Consider the following 15,491-nt stretch of genomic DNA (forward strand, 5'->3'; position numbering starts at 1 on the left):
ACATCGCGTATGCCACTCGGGGGAAGATTGCCGGGTTGCACCGGTGAGCGGCCGTCCGCGAGTCAAGGAGTAGTGAGTATTCGATGACCGACGACGCCCGTACTGCCCGCGAGGCGAACGATGCTGAGGGCCGTACGCCGTCGGAATTCGCCGACGGCGGACACGAGACCCAGGAGTCCCGCCGCCCCGACTTATCCGGCCCCGAGTTCTCCCGTCCCGAGTTCCTGCCCGCCGGAGAGGGTGCTCCCTTCCAGGCCGAGCAGCCCCGCGACGGCGACGGCTGGAGCCGGCCGGGTCCTCAGTCCGACCACGCCCGGTGGGGCAGGCCGCAGGACCAGCCAGAGCCGCTCCACCACGACAGGCACCTGCCGCCCGACGAGGGCGACCAGGGCCCCGGTCCCGTGGGCCACAGCTGGGGCGACCCCTCGGGCAGGCCGCCCAGGCAGGACACGATGGTCTTCGCCTCCCAGTCCGCTCAGCCCCCTCCGCCCACCCAGGCGTTCGGCATGGGGCCCGGGTGGGCGCCGCCGCCCGGGGCCCCCGTGGGCCCCGGAGGTTTCGGCGGCTTCGGCGGTTCGCCGCCCAGGCCCGCCAGGAGTGGGCCTCGCACCACCACGCTGGTGATCCTCGGCCTGGTGATCGCGCTGCTCGCCTCCACGCTCGGCAGCGTCGGCACCTATCTCCTCACCAAGCCCGCGGGCTCGGGGCGCGACCCCTCCTTCAGCCTGGGCGGGGCGCCGACGGGCTCCAACGTCCGGCCTCCGGAGTCGGTCGCGGGCGTGGCCTCGAAGGTCCTGCCCAGCGTGGTGTCACTCGCCGTCGAGGGCGGGGCGAGTTCCAGCACCGGTTCGGGCTTCCTGATCAAGGGCGGCTACGTGGTGACCAACAACCACGTGGTGGCCAACGCCGACTCGCGCGTCCAGATCCAGATCCAGTTCAACAACCGCAAGTCCACCTCGGCCGTCGTCGTGGGCCGTGACCCCGAGTCCGACCTGGCCGTGGTCAAGCCCGCGGAGACCTTCGGCGCCCCCGAGATCGTTCTCGGCAACTCGGACAACGTGGTCGTGGGAGACCCGGTCATCGCGATCGGATCCCCGCTGGGCCTGACCGGCACCGTGACCTCCGGCATCGTCAGCTCGCTCAACCGGCCCGTCCAGGCGGGTGAGGAGAACAGCTCCGACACCACCTGGCTCAGCGCCGTGCAGACCGACGCGGCCATCAACCCCGGCAACTCGGGGGGACCGCTGGTCAACGTGAACGGTGAGGTGATCGGCGTCAACTCGGCGATCGCCACGCTCGGCAGGTCGGTCGGCGGCCAGAGCGGCAGCATCGGCCTCGGCTTCGCCATCCCGGTGAACCACGCCAGGCGGGTCGCCGAGGAGCTGATCACCACGGGCAAGGCGAAGAAGTCGCGCATCGGCGTCGCGATCGACCCGACCTACCAGGGCGTCGGGGTGCGCATCGCCACCGAGTCCAGGCAGGGCACCCAGCCGGTCGAGCCGAACGGCCCCGCGGCACAGGCGGGCCTCAAGCCCGGAGACGTCATCCTGGAGATCGACGGTGTTGTGCTCCAGGACGGCAACGAGCTGATCGCCATGATCCGTAACAGGGCTCCCGGTGAGAAGCTCGCGGTCAAGTACCAGCGCGGCGGTGAGGAGAAGACCGCGACCGTCACCGTCGGCACCGCCCCCGAGCAGCCCTCACCCCAACCCTCCTGAGCGGCCCTTTTGAGAGGCGGGGTGAGGCGCGTGCTCACCGGTGGGGGCGTTAGTGTGGAACCTCTCCGGCGTGTGGCCGGAGAGGTGCCTCTGGCACCTTCCTCCCGGTAGGAGATCACCGTGTTCGGACTCGGCTGGCCTGAGATCGTGGCGCTGGTGGTGATCGCCCTTCTCGTCTTCGGCCCGGAGAAACTGCCCCAGGCCGCCTCGCAGGCGGGCAAGACGATACGCAACCTGCGCCGGATGGCCAACAACGCGAGAGACGACCTGCGGTCGGGGCTCGGTCCCGAGTTCGCCGACTTCGACCCGGCCGACCTCAACCCGAAGAACTTCGTCAGAAAGCACCTCATCGCCGATCTTGAGGACGATCTGAACGGCACTTCGAAGACCACCGCCACCGCGGAACCGGCGGCCGACCACCACGCGATGAGCGGCGGCGGGGAGCTGGGGTACGGCGAGATCCCCCCGTACGACTCCGACGCGACCTAGCGGCCCGTCTCCGAACGCCGGCCGGGTCTCCCGGCCGGGTGACCGATTCCTTTCGGGTCTGGTTTCCCCGGCAAGGTCGCGTGTCGGCACACCAGCTATTTGAACTTTGCGTAGTTTTTCCGTTTCGCGCGGCTGAGGTGCGCCTCACACGGCCGACGGCGGCGTCCCCGGTTCCGGGGACGCCGCCGTCGTCGCGTCGCGGGAGAGGCCGCTCCAGGTCCCGAGAGACCGGTCCGTTGGCCTCTGGCTCGGCCGGCCCGGTCGCCTCAGCCGCGCCGGGTGGGCGAGATGCCGAGCTGGAGCCCCTTGAGGCTGGTCGACTTCTTGCTGAGGGACGCGGCGATGCGGCTCAACTCGGCCGCGGCCGGGGCGTCCGGGTCGGTCAGCACGAGCGGCTTGCCCTCGTCGCCGCCCTCGCGCAGCCGCGTGTCGATGGGCACCTGGCCCAGCAGCGGCACGCGGGAGCCCAGGGTGCGGGTGAGCGCGTCGGCCACGGTCTGGCCGCCGCCCTCGCCGAAGACCGAGATCCGCTCGTCGCAGTGCGGGCAGGGCAGCCACGACATGTTCTCGATGACACCGGCGATCTGCTGGTGGGTCTGGACGGCGATCGACCCCGCGCGCTCGGCGACCTCGGCGGCGGCCTGTTGCGGGGTGGTCACCACCAGGAGTTCGGCGGACGGCATCCGCTGCGCCACGGAGATCGCGATGTCACCGGTGCCCGGGGGCAGGTCCATCAGAAGCACGTCCAGGTCGCCCCAGTAGACGTCGGCGAGGAACTGGTGCAGGGCACGGTCGAGCATCGGGCCACGCCACACGACCGGGGTGTTGCCCTCCGGCTTGAACATGCCGACCGAGATGACCTTGATGTCATGCGCCACCGGCGGCATGATCATGTCCTCGACCTTGGTGGGGCGCTCGGAGACGCCGAGCATGCGCGGCACACTGTGGCCGTAGATGTCGGCGTCGACGACGCCGACCTTCAGGCCGCTCGCGGCCATCGCGGCGGCCAGGTTGACGGTGACGGACGACTTGCCGACGCCGCCCTTGCCCGAGGCGACCGCGAAGACACGGGTCAGCGAGCCGGGCTGGGCGAAGGGGATCTCCTTCTCCGGCCCCTTCGCGCCCCGCAACTTGGTCTGCAGCGTCTTGCGCTGCTCGGTGCTCATCACGTCCATCTCGACGGAGACACCGGTCACCCCGTCGACCTTGGAGACGGCGCCGGTGACGTCTCGGGTGATGGTGTCCTTCATGGGACAACCCGAAACCGTCAGGTAGATCGCGACACGTACGGCTCCCTCGGGGGAGATGTCGACGCTCTTGACCATGTCGAGTTCGGTGATCGGCCGACGGATCTCAGGGTCGTTGACGGTCGCGAGGGCGGCCATCACCAGTTCCGTGGTAGGTGCCATCGAAGTGTCGGCAATCACGTCACCCCGGGGGCGACGAGGATGCCGTCCCTCCTTGTCTGTTATCGATGAGGCGTCTCACAGGCGGGCCCTGCCCGTCGTGGCGCCCGTATGGCTTGGCAGGAGGCCGATCCCGTCAGGGAGCGGTCGGCGTCGTAAGTCCATGGTATGAACCCGAGAACACCGGAAGGAATTCCGAAACCGGTGATGGTCGCTGGATTCGGACAATCCGCTGTGTAGGTGCACGTGCAACGTTCTAAGGTTACTCCGTGACCCTCACAGCGGGCGAGTCAAGAGGGAGCACCGGCTCGGAGGAGCTGGTGGTCTGGCGCATGCTCCAGCGGGCCCAGGTCCGCATCACCCGGGTGCTGGAGGCCGACCTGCTGGTCGAGCACGACCTGGCCCTGGCCTCGTACGAGGTCCTGTCGCAGCTGTCGGAGGCGCCCGAGCGGCGGCTGAGGATGAACGACCTGGCGGACAGGGTGCTGTTGTCGCGCAGCGGCCTGACCCGGCTCATCGATCGTCTCCAGCGCGACGGCCTGGTCGAGCGCGAGGCGTGCCCCAGCGACGCGCGCGGCCTGTTCGCCGTCCTCACCGACGAGGGGGCCGCGCGGCTGGCCGAGGCCGGCCCCACCTACCTGCGCGGGATCCGCGGCCAGTTCCTGGACATGCTCGACCCCGACGAGCTGCGGCGGTGCGCGGACATGCTGAACAAGCTTTTTCCCGGCTCCGGCACCGACCCGTACTGAGCCCTCGCCTGCTGAGCCTTCGCCTGCCCGGCCGGAGCGCGGGCTCACGGCTCCATGGACCTCTGGGGCTCGGCGAGATCCTCCTGCAGACGCTGCAGCTCCGAACGGATGTAGTCGCGGGTGGCCACCTCGCCGAGCGCCATGCGCAGGGCGGCGATCTCCCGGGTGAGGTAGTCCAGGTCGGCCTGGTTGCGCTCCGCCGCCCTGCGGTCGTTCTCGTTCTGGACCCGGTCGCGGTCGTCCTGCCGGTTCTGGGCGAGCAGGATCAGCGGCGCCGCGTACGAGGCCTGGAGCGACAGGATCAGCGTGAGGAAGATGAAGGGGTAGGGGTCGAACTTCAGCGTGTGGGGGACGAGGACGTTCCACAGCACCCAGACGGTGACGAAAACCGTCATGTAGACCAGGAACCTGGCGGTGCCGAGGAAACGGGCGATCCGCTCCGACAGCCGCCCGAACGCCTCGGGGTCGTAGTGCGGGCGCAACCGAAGGCCGGGCTGCCTGGGCTGGTCGAGACGGTCAGCCATTCCCGCCCTCTCTCGGTCGGTCGTCCCGCTCGCGCCAGTCGTCCGGCAGCAGGTGGTCGAGCACGTCGTCGACGGTGACCGCGCCGACCAGGCGTCCCGCCTCGTTCACCACGGGAGCCGCCACGAGATTGTAGTTGGCCAGGTAGGAGGTGACCTGGTGCAGGGTGAAGGAGGGCCTGATCGGGTCGAGGGAGGTGTCCAGGATGCCGCCGAGCAGGGTCGAGGGCGGCTCGCGCAGCAGCCGCTGGAAGTGGGCCAGGCCGAGGAAGCGGCCGGTGGGCGTCTCGACGGGCGGCCGGGTCACGTAGACCTGCGCGGCCACGGCCGGGGTGAGTTCGCGCTGGCGGATGTTGGCGAGTGCCTCGGCGACCGTCGCGCTCGGCGGCAGGATGACCGGCTCGCTCGTCATCATGCCGCCCGCGGTGTTCTCCGGGTAGATCAGCAGCCGCCTGATCGGTGCGGCCTCCTCGGGCTCCATCAGGGCCATCAGCGCCTCGGCCTGCTCGGCGGGGAGGTCCTGGAGCAGGTCGGCCGCGTCGTCGGGGTTCATCTCCTCCAGCACGTCCGCGGCCCGCTCGGGGGCGAGCCTGCTCAGGATGCCGATCTGGTCCCGCTCGGGAAGTTCCTCGAGCACGTCCGCGAGCCGTACGTCGTCGAGGGCGGCGGCCACCTCGACCCGCCGCTTGGCGGGCAACTCGTGCAGGGCGCCGGCCAGGTCGGCGGCGCGCATCGACTCGAAGGCGACCAGCAGGTTGGCCGCGCCCTGGTCCTTCTGGACGGCGCCGAAGCCGTGGACCTCGCGCCAGTCGACGATCCTGGTCGCGCCGCGCCGGCGCAGCCCCAGGCCGGGAGGGCTCTCGATCACCGCCACCTTGGTGATCAGCCACTCCGAGTGCCTGGTCTCCTCCATGGCCAGATCCAGGACCGTCATCCGCTCGCCGTCGACCTCCACGCCGAGGTCGAGCAGCTCGGTGATGGCGAGGGTCTCGGTCGCCCGCTGTTCGAACCTGCGCATGTTGAGCTGGCCGCTGAAGACGACGGCGCCGGCCTTGGCGGAGCGTATCCGGGTGATCGGCAGGAAGACCCTCCGCCGGGGCTGCACCTCGACGACCAGCCCGTGCACGTGCGGCGGATCGCTTCCGGCGATGGCCACCACCACGTCGCGGACCCGGCCGATCTGGTCCCCCACGGGGTCGAAGACCGGGGTTCCGGCGAGACGTGCGATGAAGATCCTCACATCTGAAGCGTAGGCCGCATCCCGGACCGACCGGCCCCCGCCATGCTCCCCTGCTCACATGGCGGAACTCACTTGCTGCCCGACGCCCCACCGTGACAGCATCAAAGCTGCTTAACGGTAATTACAGAAATGGTGGGTCATGAGACGTGCAGGACTCCTGATCGCGCTCGCGTCGTCCCTGGCCTTCGCCTTCTCGGGTCCCATGGCCAGATATCTGGGCGCGGCGGGACTCGCCCCGCTGGAGGCGGTCTGGATCCGCATGGCGGGCGCCGGGCTGCTGCTCGTCGGCATCCTCGCGGTCGCCCGGCCCGCGGCCCTGCGCATCCCCCGCTCGCGGCTGCCGTTCCTCCTGGTGTACGCGGTGGTCGCGGTCGCCGGTGTGCAGGCGCTGTTCTTCGCGGCGATCACCCGGTTGCCGGTCGGCGTCACCCTGCTCATCGAGTACACCTCGCCGGTGCTGGTGGTGCTCTGGGTACGGTTCGTCCGGCGGGTACGGCTGCCGCGGGCGGCCTTCGTCGGTGCCGTCGTCGCCGTGGTCGGCCTCGGCATCGTGGTGGAGGTCTGGTCCGGTCTCGCCCTCGACCCGGTGGGCCTGCTGCTGGCCTTCGTCGCGATGACGTGCTGCGCCGGATACTTCCTGCTCAGTGACAGTTTCGGCGACGACATCGACCCGCTCGGCCTGATCGCCTGGGGCCTGCTCGGCGCCGCCGTGGTGCTCCTGCCGTTCTCCCAGCCGTGGAACATCCCCTGGGAGGCGATCAGCGGGACGGCCACCCCCGAGGGCGGCCACACGCTGCCGGTCGTCGGGGCGCTGATCTGGCTGATCGTGGTCGCCACGGCCGCCGCCTACATCCTCGGCGTCCTCGCGATCCGCCGCCTGTCGGCCGCGATCGGCTCCACCGTCGCCTCTCTGGAGGTCATCGCCGGGGCGGTGGTCGCCTGGATCCTGCTGGGCGAGGCACTCGGCCCCTTCCAGATCGCGGGTGGCCTGATCGTCCTGGTCGGCGCCTACCTGGCGCAGCGGGCCACGGCCGCGCTGCCCTCACCCGTCGAAGAGGTCAGGGAACCGGCTCGCGTGGGGTGAGCCGTATCACCTTGGAAACCGTGGCCCAGCGCTCCAGAAGCCTCGCCCCGTCGGGGGCGTTGAGCCGCTCCTTGGCGAGCGCGGCCACCGCGTCCGGGGCCTTCGCCTGGTCCACCACCTCCACGGAGGCGTCGAAGGCGACCAGGCGCCCGCCGTTGTCCTTGCTGCGCAGCGTCACCCGCACCTCCCCGGCCTCCGCCAGCCCCGGCAGCGGCTGCTCGCCCCCGCCGGTGACCAGGTAGATCGCGCCGTCGTGCCAGGTGTGCCAGGCCAGCCGGGGCCGGTCCAGCGACAGCCACAGGACACTCGACTTCTTCGCGCCCTCCTCGATCACACCCATGAGACGAATGTACGGCCTGTGCCTCCCCGAATGGCGGTGCAGGCCGTACACGTCGCCGGGTCAGCGCCGGGAGAGCTTCCAGGCGGCCGGGAGCAGTCCCGCCGCGATGACGATCTTGACGGCGTCGCCGAGCAGGAAGGGCACCACGCCCAGGGCGAGGCCGGTGGCGAGATCCAGCTGGGCGACGGCGATGAGGACCGGCAGGCCGAAGGCGTAGATGACCAGGTTGCCGAGGAGCATCGTGCCGATCGTGCGCGGCACGGTGCGGTCGCCTCCGCGTTCGGCGAGCTTGCCGACGATGGCCGCCGCCGGGATGAAGCCGATGACGTATCCGAAGGACGCCCCGCCGAAGCCGGAGGCGCCGTCGGCGAACCACGGCACGCCCGCGACACCGACCAGCATGTAGAGCGCCATGCTCAGCGTCGCGCGGTTCATGCCGAGGGCGGCGCCGACCAGCACGACCGCGAAGGTCTGGCCGCTGACCGGAACCGGTGAGCCGGGCAGCGGGAAGCTCAGCTGCGCGGCCAGGCCCGTCAGGGCGGCGCCGCCGACCACGAGCGCGACGTCGCGGACGCGCGACGCCGGGATGAGGTCGGACAGTACGGCGGGCCTTGCCACCGAAGAAGCGTTTGCCATCGTGCGTGTCTCCCTTGGCAGATTTCTGATGTCCATTCTTCTGACATCTCAGGCAAGGGTCCTACGAGATCATCACCAAGAACAGGGCGGGGTCTTTGTGCGGAGGCCACAGGGGTGTCCTCGCCCTCACCCGGCGTGTTCCGGCCGAGGTCACGGCGTCGCCCGGCTCGTCCCGGCGCGTGGGCGTGGCGCCGCCCGGCCTGCCGTCCGCCTCCCCGAGGGCGTTAGCGTGTTCCCCATGCGTTCTCGACGTTCGTGTCTCGCGGTGCCCGGCAGCAACCCCAGATTCCTGGAGAAGGCCCAGGGGCTCCCCGCCGACGAGGTCTTCCTCGACCTGGAGGACTCCGTCGCGCCGCTCGCCAAGGAGGGCGCGCGCAAGAACGTCGTGGCCGCCCTGCGCGAGGGTGACTGGTCGGGCAGGACGAGGGTCGTCCGGGTCAACGACCTCGGCACCCAGTGGACCTACCGGGACGTCATCGAGGTCGTGGAGGGCGCGGGGGAGTTCCTCGACTGCCTGATGCTGCCCAAGGTGGAGGACGCGGCCCAGGTGATGTGGCTCGACACGCTGCTCACCCAGATCGAGAGGGCGAACGGCCTGCCGGTCGGCGGGATCGGCATCGAGGCCCAGATCGAGAACGCGAGGGGCCTGGTCAACGTGGACGCCATCGGCGGCGCGTCCCCACGCCTGGAGACGCTCGTGTTCGGCCCGGCCGACTTCATGGCCTCGATCAACATGCGGACCCTGGTGGTCGGTGAGCAGCCGCCCGGCTACACCGAGGGCGACGCTTACCACTACATCCTGATGCGCATCCTGATGGCCGCGAGGACGCACGACCTGCAGGCCATCGACGGCCCGTACCTCGCCATCAGGGATCTCGACGGGTTCCGCCGGGTGGCGGGGCGGGCCGCGGCGCTCGGGTTCGACGGGAAGTGGGTGCTCCACCCCTCCCAGATCGAGGCCGCGAACGAGGTGTTCTCGCCGCCGCAGGAGGACTACGACCACGCCGAGCTGATCCTCGACGCGTACGAGTACTACACGACGGTCGAGAGGCGCGGCGCGGTCATGCTCGGCGACGAGATGATCGACGAGGCGTCCAGGAAGATGGCGCTGGTGGTCGCGGCGAAGGGCAGGGCCGCCGGTCTGCGGCGCACCACGGCCTTCACTCCGCCTACAACCTGACCCCGATCGTGGTGAAGAACCAGAACGACGAGGTGAGCCAGAGGCCGGTGAGGGCGACGAAGGTGAGCCCGCCGAGGACAGGGAGGGTCCAGCCGGGCAGACCCCGCCTGGGCAGCGACAGCATCTTCGCGGTGAAGACGCCGTAGAAGAAGCAGCCGAGCAGTGAGTGGATCATCACGCGCGGCACGTCGAACTGGGCGCCCAGCGCGTACAGGCAGTGCAGTGCCACCGGGATCGTGAGCAGGAACGCCGCCCGCCCCGACCAGCGGTGCAGGGCACCGATCCACGGCACGTCCAGCTTGATCCGGCCCCACATGACCAGGGCGGAGAAGAGCTGGACGAACGCCAGCAGGAACGCGCCGGTGGTGAGCCAGGACTTCATCGCCAGCGCCCCGGAGAATCCGGCCGGCCCGATCGCGTACCCGGTGGGCGTGTGGACCCGCCCGTAGACGCCGAGCCCGACCGCCACCAGCCCGCCGACGACGAGCGGGACGAGGAGCGGGGCGACGTTGTTGGCCCGCCGCTGCGGGACCGGTGTGATCTGCGTGTCACTCATCAGAACTCCTCGATGAACTCGTCGACGTCCCGGGGATCGACCTCCACGCCGTCCACGACGGCGTTCTCGCCGGGCTCGGGGATCGGCACGTCGGCGACCTCGTCGCCCACGAGGGTGAGGCCGACCCTGGTGCCGTCGTCGAGATAGATCCATCCGGCGCGGACGTCGGCGCCGCGGACGAGCGCGGTCGCCCGGTAGAGGCCGGAGGGCTTCTTCACGGTCGGAGCCTTGAAGCTCCACTTCCTGCCGCCGAAACCGAGGGTTCCCGCGGCGACGCCGCCGCTGAGACGGGCGGTGAGCGAGGCGTCGCCGCGGCCGGACAGGGTGACCTTGCCGTCGGCGGCCCTGCCCTTCATCCAGGCCTCGATCCTGCCGTCGCAGAAGTAGCCGACCGCCTTGCCGTTCCTGACGGAGACGGCGATCAGGCCGCCGTTGCCGGTGACCCGCCCGGCGTAGTCGGCCTTGGCGGGGGTGGGCCTGGCCGTCTTGACGACCTCCGGCGTGGGCGACGCCTCCGTGGCGGCCCGGGCGGGCGTGGCGGGTGCGTCGTCCTGGGCGTCGACGGGCCGTGCGTCGTCCTGGGCGTTGACGGTCCGGGTGGCGGGCGAGGTGGTGGCGCTGGCCACGCCGAGGGCGACGGCCATCACCGCTCCTGCCGCCAGTGTGTATACGGGCCCCAGCCGTGTCATATTCGCTCCCTGGGGTGGTGAATGGTGACATCAGATGTACCGGCCGTGGTTCCGGGCGTCTGTGAACTAATCCGCACTCGGAAGGACGATCTTGGTTCCTCGCCGAACTACGAGAAAGCCGGATAATTCCGGTACTGGATTGAAAAATCTGACTAGAGAGGTCTCGTCATCGCGGCCCGGACGTGTTGCTCTTGACTGTGTACGGCCGGGGACCGGGTATCCGGTCGCGGGAGGTGATCGTTTCCGGAGAACGGGGTACTAGTAGGAACGCTGCGATTTGCCGCATCCATAGGGGTTGCGGCCTGCTGTTACGGAGACGACTGGAACGGTCCGGGGCGAGTTGTCCCGGTCTGAATGGGCTTCCTGCAAGGAGGTGCTGAGCGTGGCCTCGGGCCCCCACGACCCGCGCTCGCAAGAGTGGCCGGCGGACGACGACGGCGTGCACGACGACGCTATACACGAAGGCAGGTCCCAGGAGCCCCAGACGTCACCGCCGACGATCCAGCACTCCCCGCCGGGCCCCTCGGACGACGGCACGCGAGGGCGTCCGATGGCCTCCCCGTGGATGCTCCCGCCGTTCGCCGCGCCGACCCCGGACGACGGCGAGCCGCAGCAGGCCCGCCCCGAAGGACTCGGGAGCGAGCGCCGCCGACCGTACGCCCGCCCCTACGGCCCCTCCTCCCAATCCTCGGGCCCCTCGCCCGCGCCGGAGACCTCCGCCGACCCCTCGGGCGAGGAGGAGCGGTCAGCGGGGCAGGGACGCCACGCCACGCCCGATCAGGGGCGGCCGCGGCTGGCGGACCGTCCTGACCTTCTCGTCGCCTCAGGACCGGCTCCAGAGCGCGGGAGGAGGAGAAGGGCGGATCGCCCCGACCTCCTCGTCGCCTCGGGGCCGCCCCGCGAACCGGGAGGGAGCGGGAGAAAGGAGTCCTCGCAGCCCTCCGCCGAGGAGCGGATCAGGGTCGAGCCGAGCATCGCGGCGACACCGGAACCGGCGCCGGAGCCCGGACCCGAGCGCGGAGCGCCGTCCGGGCCGGCGTCCGAACCCGAACCCGAGCCCGAGTGGCCCTCCGCGACGGCCGAGGACGACTTCGAGCCCGTACGAAGAGTGGGGCGCCCACCGGGCGGCAGGCCCGCCAGGCCCGACATGCTCGTCGCGCAGGGCCCGCCGGGCAGGCGGGGGACGAACGGCGGGCGGCACCACCGCCCGGCCACCGCGCCCTCCGCCGTGCGCCGCTCCAGCCCGACCAGGCGCAGGCGCGGCCGTGGTCTGGTGATCCCGTTCCTGATGGTCCTGGTCCTCACCGTCGCGGTCGGCGGCGGCCTGGTCCTGTGGGGCTGGGTGAGCAGCCCGTTCGCCACCGGACTCCGGCTGGTCGGTGACGAGGTGACGTCGGGCGACGACAACTTCGTGCCGCAGGCCGGTGTCGGCGGCAACGGATCCAACCAGGTGCTCAACGCGGTGGCCTCGGTGGGTTCCGTCATGGTCGCGGTCGGCAGCGACACCACCAGCCCGGTCCCCAGGCCGCTGTTCCTCGTCTCCCCCGACGGTGGCACGACCTGGCAGCTGGGCAAGGTGACCGGCCCGGAGGGGTACGAGACGGGGCCGACCACGGTGGGCCGGGTGGCGGGCGGCGACGGCCTCTGGCTGGCGGCAGGGAACGACCCCCTCGGCGGCGGGCACGGCCTGTGGACCAGCTCCGACGGCTACGCCTGGACCGCGGCCGACCCCGGCGGGCTGGACGCCTTCGCCCGCGGGGACAAGATCATGGATCTGGCGAGGACCGATTCCGGGTTCGTCGCGGTCGGCGCCGCCGTACTGGACGACGGCACCACCGGGGCCGTCGCCTGGGTCTCCTCGGACGGGCGCGCCTGGGACCGGGTGGAGACCCGGGAGATCGGCATGCCGGACAAGGTGCGCGGCATGAAGGCGGTGGTCGCCAGGGGCGGCGCCGTCGTCGCGCTGGCGGACCCGGCCCAGGGGCAGTCCACCTCGGTCATCCTGCGCTCGTCCGACGGCGGCAGGAACTGGCAGCGCACCGGCGCCGCGCTCAACGACGTCATCCCCGAGCCGGGCGCGCTGGCCGTGGCCGGCGACGGGTTCGTCCTCGTACCGACCCAGCAGCGCAGCGACAAGGGCGAGGTCCGCGTCTACTGCTCCAAGGAGGGTGCCGACTGGAAGGCCTGCGGCGCCATCACCGGCCTGGGGCAGGAGGGCACGGGTGTCAAGCGCCTCGCCTCCTCCTCGGCGGGGGTGGCCGCGGTCGTCGAGTCCGGCTTCGAGCGCTACACCGTCCACACCAGCGAGGACGGCCGCGACTGGAGCAAGACCACCGATCTCGGCGAGGTGCCCGGCTCGCTGCGCGCGCTCGCGCTGTCCGACACCGGCACGCTCGTCGTCGGCGGCGACGAACGCGCCGCCGACGTGGACAACCGGGTGGTCCTCATCACCGCGCCCAAGGGGGGCGAGGCGAGGCCGGTCCCGCTGAGCGGCATCCAGGGCCTCGCCAGAGCCGCCCGCGAGACGGCCAGGGTGGCGTCGGGGGACGGCAGGTTCGTCGCGGTGGGCACCGTCTCCGGCGACGCCGGGATCTGGAGCAGCGCCGCCGGAGAAGCCTGGAAGCCGGGCGGCCCCGCGCGGCTCTTCGGCGGCCCGAGGCGACAGGCGCTCGCCGACGTCGCGCACGGCAGGCGGGGCTGGCTGGCGGCGGGCAGCACGATGACCGACGCCTCCTCCACCGAGCCCCTGCTGTTCACCTCCGCGGACGGCGAGAGCTGGCGCAGGGTGCCGGTGCTCGGACCCCTCGCGCCGGCGGGCGACCACGACTTCCTCGCCCCGCACGCGGTGGCGGCGGGGCCGTCCGGCTACGTCATGGCGGGCGAGGACCGCGGCCCCGCCGCCACCGTGCCCGTCCTGTGGTTCTCCGCCGACCTCAAGCGCTTCTCCAGGGCGTCCAAGCTTCCCGCGGGCGGTACGGGGGTGCGGCTGTACGACGTCTCGGCGACCTCGTCCGGGTACGTCGCCGTCGGCGGCACCGGTACGGCCGAGCGCGAGACCGGCGTGGTGTGGGTGTCGGCCGACGGGGTCAACTGGACCGCGCGCAAGCCGGTCCTGCCGCCGGGGGCGACGTCCGCGGGCCTGCGGCACGTGGTCCTGTACGGCGGGTACGTCGTCGCGGCGGGCACGGCACAGACCGAGGAGGGCAGGAAGGCGTTCGGCGCGGTCTCCGACGACAACGGGGCGAGCTGGGAGTTCTCCTGGTTCCCCACGGACCGGGCGTCCGCCGTCCAGGATCTCGCCGCGACACCCGAGGGTGTGGTGGCCGTCGGCTGGCACGGGGTGGCGGGGGCCGGCGACAGCGCGGCCTGGACCTCGGAGGACGGCCTCAACTGGCAGCGCCACACCCCCAGCCAGGGCAGCCTGGACGGCGAGGGCACCCAGTGGCTCGGCGCGGTGGCGGTGTCCGGAGCCCAGGTCGTCGCCCTGGGCCGCTCCACCACCTACAGTGCGGACCACCTCACCCTGTGGCGTTCCACGCTCACCTCGTCACGATGACAGGAGGCTCCACCACGTACGGTGCGGACCACCTCACCCTGTGGCGTTCTACGCTCACCTCGTCACGATGACGGGAAACCGCGGCGCCACGCGCTCACCCGCGTCGCCCGGCGCTCCCGGGCCGCGTGGCGCTCGCGGCGGTCCCGTGGCGCTTCACCCCGGCGCGATGACCGCCCACTCGGTCAGCGCGTCCAGCAGGCCGGGGGTGAGGGGGAGGCGCGCGAGCTCCTCGCGGGTGAACCAGCGGGCGTCCGCGGCGTCGTCCCCCGCGGCGAGCGTGCCGCCGGAGACCTCGGCGAGGTAGTCGCGGATCTCGTAGACGGTGTCACCGGGACCGGGGCGGTCGACGGTCCCGGCCAGACGTCCGGGAACGACCGTGAGCCCGGTCTCCTCAAGGACCTCCCGCACGACCGCCTCGGAGTCGGACTCCCCGGACTCGACCCGCCCTCCGGGGACGGACCACAGGCCTTCGCCCGGCGGGTGGCCACGACGCACCAGAAGCATCCGCCCCGACCCGTCGAGGACGATCGCTCCAACACAATTTACGCGCACGTGAACAAGATTACGTTGTGATAACGCCCCAACCTCTTGACGGATGACCCGTACAAGAAGCAGCGTGGGTAGGCGTGAAAGCCGCCCCTGTCTGTCCACGGTGTTTCGGCCCGCTTCGTCCGCCGAGTGCTTGGTCAAGCTCCTGGAGATGCGGTCCGCACGGCGATGTCCTGCCGTTCCAGCCACCCAGACCTCCGTCGTCCGCCGCGGTGGAGGCCGTCACCCGAGACTCCCGCGTCCCCGCCTGGGTTCCCTGGCCGCTGCCCACGGGGTGGCTGGTCACGGGATTCGCCGAGGCGGGCGACGAGCGCAGCGGTACGCGGGCCACCGTGGTCGCGGTCTCCGGTCCCTCGCTGACCTATGGTCCCGCCGACCTGCTGATCATCGCGGAGGAGCCCGGGGTGGGGCTCGGCGCGGCGTTCGCGGGGCTGGAGGGCACCGACCCCGGCACCGGGTTCGACCAGGGCCCGCCGCACGCCAAGATCGACGTCAGGGGCCATCCGTGCTCCCTGTGGTGCGTCACCGCCGCCCCCGACCGGGCCGTCTACGCCGGTGAGGCTTTGGGAAACTGGCTCTGGGCGGTCGTGTGGCCCCCGGAGGCCGGTTACCTCATCACCCTCGCCGAGCTCTCCCTGCGCGATCTGCGCGACCAGGACCAGGCCCTTGACCTGCCCTTCGGGGCGTTCTCCCCGCGTCTGGACGTCCCGGCGTCCTGACACTCGCCCGCTCGCGTCCCCTTTGTTCGGAGCCTTGACCGTTCTGTCCGAACCGGAGG

15 protein-coding genes are annotated in these 15,491 nt (G+C 71.4%); 7 read left to right on the forward strand and 8 right to left on the reverse strand.

Annotated elements, in window-relative coordinates; all coding sequences use genetic code 11:
- The first annotated feature begins 83 nt into the window (after window positions 1–83).
- Window positions 84–1,718 carry a trypsin-like peptidase domain-containing protein gene (locus AB0B90_RS22160; RefSeq protein WP_362924394.1) on the forward strand — a complete coding sequence of 545 codons (1,635 nt, stop codon included), beginning with the start codon at window positions 84–86 and terminating at the stop codon, window positions 1,716–1,718.
- Window positions 1,719–1,838: 120 nt separating this feature from the next.
- Entirely contained in the window at window positions 1,839–2,207 is a 369-nt protein-coding gene (locus AB0B90_RS22165) for a sec-independent translocase (protein WP_350947897.1), read from the forward strand.
- Between the two features lie 266 nt (window positions 2,208–2,473).
- Here AB0B90_RS22165 and AB0B90_RS22170 read toward each other — a convergent pair whose 3' ends face one another.
- On the reverse strand, window positions 2,474–3,616 hold the full coding sequence (locus AB0B90_RS22170) for an Mrp/NBP35 family ATP-binding protein (protein WP_350947896.1): 1,143 nt from the start codon (window positions 3,614–3,616) through the stop codon (window positions 2,474–2,476).
- A 266-nt stretch (window positions 3,617–3,882) separates the two neighbouring features.
- Between AB0B90_RS22170 and AB0B90_RS22175 the strand changes: the two genes are divergently transcribed.
- Window positions 3,883–4,362 (forward strand): MarR family transcriptional regulator, encoded by a 480-nt coding sequence (locus tag AB0B90_RS22175; RefSeq protein ID WP_362899069.1) that lies wholly within the window; start codon window positions 3,883–3,885, stop codon window positions 4,360–4,362.
- Window positions 4,363–4,406: 44 nt separating this feature from the next.
- Here the strand turns inward: AB0B90_RS22175 and AB0B90_RS22180 are convergent, their stop codons facing one another.
- A complete protein-coding gene (locus tag AB0B90_RS22180; RefSeq protein ID WP_350947894.1) occupies window positions 4,407–4,886 on the reverse strand; it encodes a DUF1003 domain-containing protein in 480 nt (159 codons plus the stop codon).
- Window positions 4,879–6,123 carry a CBS domain-containing protein gene (locus AB0B90_RS22185; RefSeq protein ID WP_362924397.1) on the reverse strand — a complete coding sequence of 415 codons (1,245 nt, stop codon included), beginning with the start codon at window positions 6,121–6,123 and terminating at the stop codon, window positions 4,879–4,881. The genes AB0B90_RS22180 and AB0B90_RS22185 overlap by 8 nt, the downstream gene beginning before the upstream one ends.
- 139 nt (window positions 6,124–6,262) lie before the next feature.
- Here AB0B90_RS22185 and AB0B90_RS22190 point away from each other — a divergent pair, with 139 nt between their 5' ends.
- Window positions 6,263–7,207 carry a DMT family transporter gene (locus tag AB0B90_RS22190; RefSeq protein ID WP_350947892.1) on the forward strand — a complete coding sequence of 315 codons (945 nt, stop codon included), beginning with the start codon at window positions 6,263–6,265 and terminating at the stop codon, window positions 7,205–7,207.
- On the opposite strand, the gene AB0B90_RS22195 is transcribed toward AB0B90_RS22190, so the two are convergent.
- Together AB0B90_RS22195 and AB0B90_RS22200 are read right to left on the reverse strand one after the other, a co-directional pair.
- Entirely contained in the window at window positions 7,182–7,547 is a 366-nt protein-coding gene (locus AB0B90_RS22195; protein ID WP_350947891.1) for a hypothetical protein, read from the reverse strand. The genes AB0B90_RS22190 and AB0B90_RS22195 overlap by 26 nt on opposite strands.
- Window positions 7,548–7,607: 60 nt before the next feature.
- On the reverse strand, window positions 7,608–8,183 hold the full coding sequence (locus tag AB0B90_RS22200) for a biotin transporter BioY (RefSeq protein ID WP_362924400.1): 576 nt from the start codon (window positions 8,181–8,183) through the stop codon (window positions 7,608–7,610).
- A 238-nt stretch (window positions 8,184–8,421) separates the two neighbouring features.
- On the opposite strand from AB0B90_RS22200, the gene AB0B90_RS22205 reads away from it, so the two are divergent.
- Window positions 8,422–9,363, forward strand: a complete 942-nt coding sequence (locus AB0B90_RS22205) for a CoA ester lyase (RefSeq protein ID WP_350947889.1) — start codon at window positions 8,422–8,424, stop codon at window positions 9,361–9,363.
- Here the strand turns inward: AB0B90_RS22205 and AB0B90_RS22210 are convergent.
- Together AB0B90_RS22210 and AB0B90_RS22215 are read right to left on the reverse strand one after the other, a co-directional pair.
- Window positions 9,353–9,919 carry a DUF6529 family protein gene (locus AB0B90_RS22210; protein WP_350947888.1) on the reverse strand — a complete coding sequence of 189 codons (567 nt, stop codon included), beginning with the start codon at window positions 9,917–9,919 and terminating at the stop codon, window positions 9,353–9,355. The genes AB0B90_RS22205 and AB0B90_RS22210 overlap by 11 nt on opposite strands.
- Complete coding sequence (locus AB0B90_RS22215) at window positions 9,919–10,608, reverse strand: hypothetical protein (RefSeq protein ID WP_362924402.1); 690 nt, start codon at window positions 10,606–10,608, stop codon at window positions 9,919–9,921. The genes AB0B90_RS22210 and AB0B90_RS22215 overlap by 1 nt, the downstream gene beginning before the upstream one ends.
- A gap of 382 nt (window positions 10,609–10,990) precedes the next feature.
- Between AB0B90_RS22215 and AB0B90_RS22220 the strand changes: the two genes are divergently transcribed.
- Window positions 10,991–14,164, forward strand: a complete 3,174-nt coding sequence (locus tag AB0B90_RS22220; protein WP_362924404.1) for a hypothetical protein — start codon at window positions 10,991–10,993, stop codon at window positions 14,162–14,164.
- A 153-nt stretch (window positions 14,165–14,317) separates the two neighbouring features.
- Here AB0B90_RS22220 and AB0B90_RS22225 read toward each other — a convergent pair whose 3' ends face one another.
- A complete protein-coding gene (locus AB0B90_RS22225; protein ID WP_350947885.1) occupies window positions 14,318–14,716 on the reverse strand; it encodes an NUDIX domain-containing protein in 399 nt (132 codons plus the stop codon).
- 74 nt (window positions 14,717–14,790) lie between these two features.
- On the opposite strand from AB0B90_RS22225, the gene AB0B90_RS22230 reads away from it, so the two are divergent.
- Complete coding sequence (locus AB0B90_RS22230) at window positions 14,791–15,432, forward strand: DUF6758 family protein (protein ID WP_350947884.1); 642 nt, start codon at window positions 14,791–14,793, stop codon at window positions 15,430–15,432.
- Window positions 15,433–15,491: the final 59 nt, after the last annotated feature.

The sequence above is a fragment of the Streptosporangium sp. NPDC049078 genome (genome assembly GCF_040648855.1).
In the GTDB taxonomy this organism is placed as follows: domain Bacteria; phylum Actinomycetota; class Actinomycetes; order Streptosporangiales; family Streptosporangiaceae; genus Streptosporangium.